Raw genomic sequence first — 3500 nt, forward strand, 5'->3', positions numbered from 1 at the left:
CAAAACATGTTGCGGCTGATTGAAATGGTTATTCAATAAATTATTGAAGTCTTTTAGAATCTTAATTTCATCACCAAAAAAAGAGGTAACCCTAAAATTACGAATATCACCCTTGATCGTAAAATACCCAACCGAAATACAAACAATTTTCCCGAACTCAGCCCAAATTCCGGCGCGGTCATAAAATTCCTCTCCCGAAAATTCTTCTTTGCGTTGGTATTGGGTTTTTTGTTCCCAAAGGTTTTTCATTTCATCATCCAAAGTGTTGTAATCCGCAACTTCAGGAACAGTTTCAATGTCAAGAAAAAGGATATTATTGAGGTTTATTTTTTCAATCATTTTTTACAAGTTATCTAAAACGAATATAAGAAATTTATTCCATAAATATTTTAGAACAAACTTTGTTGTGTTGTTGGATTTTCATGTTCCAATAACCATTTTTTTCGCCATAATCCTCCAGCATATCCTGTAAGCGAACCGTCAGTTCCGATGACTCTGTGGCAAGGAACAACAATCCAAAGTGGGTTTTTCCCATTTGCGGAAGCTACAGCACGGATAGCTTTAACATCTCCTAAAACTTTTGACTGTTCGAGATACGTTCTGGTTTTTCCATACGGAATCTCCAATAATGCTTTCCACACTTTTTGTTGAAATTCGGTTCCCTTCGGATTGAGTTTGAAATCGAAATAAGTCCGTTTCCCTTCAAAATAATCATTGAGTTGCGAAACAGCTTCTTGTAAAACGTTTGGAATTTCTACCGAAACACTTCCTTCATCAGAAACTGAAATTTCCGATACTCCATTTTCATCGCCAATAATTGCTGCGATTCCTAAAGGCGTTTTGATGTAGACTGTTTCCATAATTTTGAATAGATTTGAATACAAAGTTATCTCAAAGTTCGCAAAGAATTTAGAAAGGATGAAAAAATAAATACTTAAAAAACCTCCTTGTTTTTCTAAAAAAAGAATAGTTTTGCTTTTATTAATCAAAATTTAATTACAAAAATAAATGAAGAAAAAATTACTCGTTAGCCTTATTTTAATTGTTATAATACCTACATTATTTTCAAGTTGTGGAACTATTATTGGAGGATCAAATTACAATGCTCATGTATTGGTTGATAACAAACCTACCGCAAAAATTTACTACAATAACGAATTTAAGGGCGTTGGAGACGCTACTTTTAAAGTAAAAAGAAAAGACGCAAATAAATTGTCGATTACAGTAAAAGAAGATGGGGGCCAAGAACAGGTGTTTGAATACAAATCAAGAAAATTTAGAGGATGGGCGTTTGCAGGTACAGTTTTAACTTGGACAGGATTCATTGGTTCAATACCTGTGCCTTGGGGAATAATTATGGACTTATCCACAGGGTCACTATGGAAACCAGATGTGAATGAAAAAGGAATTATAAAAGAAGATTATAAAAACTATAATTATCATTTAGAACTTTCAAATCCAACCAAGTCAATTCAAAACAATAATGAAAACATCACTTATGAGGATTTTGTTTATGCCAAAGACGGAACAATTATTACAGGAGTGATTATTGAACAAATCCCAAATGTTCAACTCAAGATCCAATCAAAGGACAAAAGCATCACAACACTGAAATTTGAGGAGATTCAAAAAATCACACGAGAACAAGTTAAATAATTTTATATCTATAAAAACAAGAACCATCTTACTTAAGATGGTTCTTGTTTTTTAGCCCCGATGGAAACGGCATCCTCTTGTGGTCTCGTTTTTTTACGGGACCACAAGAGATATAGTGGACAGCGGGATTAGCTTCTAAAATTATTTCAAATTCGAATAAATATAAGCTTCTAATGCTTGTAACTCTTCGTCTGACATTTCTTCAGTAATGGCAAAATTGGTTTTCATAACTTCGAACTGGCTTGGATCCACAAGAGGTTCACCATCTCCTTTTAAAAATGTGACCATATCTGCGTTTTTATCTTTGTAGATTTTGGCAATGTCATGTAAACTAGGTCCAATGAGCTTTTTATCTGGTAAATGACAAGCGATGCAATTTCCTTTGTTCTCAAAAATTTCTTTTCCTAGAACTTCCGGCGATTTTACGACTGTAGTTTCAGTAGTTGCTTCGGGCTTCCCAAATGGTTCCTGGCTTTCTTTTTTACAAGAAGCGAATATTAAAACGGCTAATAATAATATAACTTTTTTCATTTTTATTTGTTTAAAAGTATAGCTGCTTCTTTGGCAAAATAGGTCGAAATCAAACTCGCTCCCGCCCTTTTGATACACATTAATTGCTCCATCATAATTTTGTCATTATCCAACCAACCTCTTTCGGCAGCAGCTTTGATCATGGCATATTCACCTGATACATGAAAAACGGTTACCGGAACATTCACAGCATTTTTAACTTCACGAACGATATCCAAATATGCAATACCGGGTTTTACCATAACCATGTCGGCTCCTTCTTCAACATCGGATAAAGCTTCTTTGATGGCTTCGATACGGTTGGCATAGTCCATTTGGTACGTTTTTTTGTCTTTTGGAACGGCAATATCCGCTTCTCTGGGTGCACTGTCCAATGCATCACGGAAAGGCCCATAAAACGCAGAAGCATACTTAGCCGAATAACTCATAATCCCCACATGGTGAAAACCTACAGCGTCCAATCCTTCGCGCAAACGCAACACACGTCCGTCCATCATATCAGATGGTGCTACAAAATCGGCTCCGGCTTCGGCGTGAGAGATAGCCATTTTTACCAAAGCGGCAACCGTAGAATCATTTTCTACATCGCCATTGGCTATAATTCCGTCGTGACCATAAATAGAATACGGATCCAAAGCCACATCCGGCATTACAATCATCTCTGGACAGGCCGATTTGATGGCACGAATAGCTTGTTGCATCAATCCGTTTGGATTCCAAGCTTCTTTTCCTGTATTGTCTTTTAAATCCTCGCTTACTTTTACGTAAATATTGACCGCACGTATTCCTAATGAATAAATTTCTTTAACTTCCTCAACCGTCAAATCAATCGAACGACGAAAGATTCCTGGCATAGACGGTATTTCGACCTTTACATTTTCCCCTTCGGCAATGAACATAGGAAACATAAAATCGGTTGGGCTTAAAGTGGTTTCGCGAACCAAAGAACGAATTGATTCGCTTGTTCTTAATCTTCTACCTCTGTGTAATGGAAACATTGTTTTAAATTTTAGATTTTTATACAATCTTATTTTTAGATTTTTATTAATTTGATATAAATGCTTTTGACTTTACGCCTTTTAAACTTTCGTCATATTTATGTAATCGAAGCGGAATAAATCTCTTTAATGGTTTTACCCAGTTTATTATTAAAATCATCATCAGACTGACCGGCGGAAAGTCCCTCAGAAAGAGCTCTTGAGAAGCTTGCAATCAATCCATGGTTTTCCGAAAGTTTCTGATTGGCTTCTTCCTGAGCATATCCTCCAGACAAAGCTACAACACGTACAACATGCGGATCAGACATTAATTCA

At 35.9% G+C, this 3500-nt stretch carries 4 protein-coding genes and 2 pseudogenes; 1 reads left to right on the forward strand and 5 read right to left on the reverse strand.

The window, feature by feature from the left end; genetic code table 11:
* Positions 1 to 339: pseudogene (locus VFS71_RS14035) on the reverse strand (3'-5' exonuclease); the annotation flags it as partial.
* A gap of 50 nt (positions 340 to 389) precedes the next feature.
* Positions 390 to 860: a methylated-DNA--[protein]-cysteine S-methyltransferase gene (locus VFS71_RS14040; RefSeq protein WP_326402005.1), complete on the reverse strand. Its 471-nt coding sequence runs from the start codon at positions 858 to 860 to the stop codon at positions 390 to 392.
* A gap of 148 nt (positions 861 to 1008) precedes the next feature.
* Between VFS71_RS14040 and VFS71_RS14045 the strand changes: the two genes are divergently transcribed.
* Complete coding sequence (locus VFS71_RS14045) at positions 1009 to 1656, forward strand: hypothetical protein (protein WP_326402006.1); 648 nt, start codon at positions 1009 to 1011, stop codon at positions 1654 to 1656.
* Between the two features lie 141 nt (positions 1657 to 1797).
* On the opposite strand, the gene VFS71_RS14050 is transcribed toward VFS71_RS14045, so the two are convergent.
* The 3 genes and pseudogenes from VFS71_RS14050 to VFS71_RS14060 all read right to left on the reverse strand — a co-directional run.
* Positions 1798 to 2187 carry a c-type cytochrome gene (locus tag VFS71_RS14050; RefSeq protein ID WP_326402007.1) on the reverse strand — a complete coding sequence of 130 codons (390 nt, stop codon included), beginning with the start codon at positions 2185 to 2187 and terminating at the stop codon, positions 1798 to 1800.
* Positions 2188 to 2189: 2 nt separating this feature from the next.
* Entirely contained in the window at positions 2190 to 3185 is a 996-nt protein-coding gene (hemB, locus tag VFS71_RS14055; RefSeq protein ID WP_326402008.1) for a porphobilinogen synthase, read from the reverse strand.
* Positions 3186 to 3283: 98 nt separating this feature from the next.
* Positions 3284 to 3500: pseudogene (locus tag VFS71_RS14060) on the reverse strand (class I fructose-bisphosphate aldolase); the annotation flags it as partial.

The organism is Flavobacterium sp., from assembly GCF_035760125.1.
In the GTDB taxonomy this organism is placed as follows: domain Bacteria; phylum Bacteroidota; class Bacteroidia; order Flavobacteriales; family Flavobacteriaceae; genus Flavobacterium.

What these genes read in the sequence shown, in the direction of transcription:
- VFS71_RS14040 (WP_326402005.1), bottom strand. Translation starts at nt 860, where the DNA reads ATGGAAACAGTCTACATCAAAACGCCTTTAGGAATCGCAGCAATTATT.
- VFS71_RS14045 (WP_326402006.1), top strand. Translation starts at nt 1,009, where the DNA reads ATGAAGAAAAAATTACTCGTTAGCCTTATTTTAATTGTTATAATACCT.
- VFS71_RS14050 (WP_326402007.1), bottom strand. Translation starts at nt 2,187, where the DNA reads ATGAAAAAAGTTATATTATTATTAGCCGTTTTAATATTCGCTTCTTGT.
- hemB (WP_326402008.1), bottom strand. Translation starts at nt 3,185, where the DNA reads ATGTTTCCATTACACAGAGGTAGAAGATTAAGAACAAGCGAATCAATT.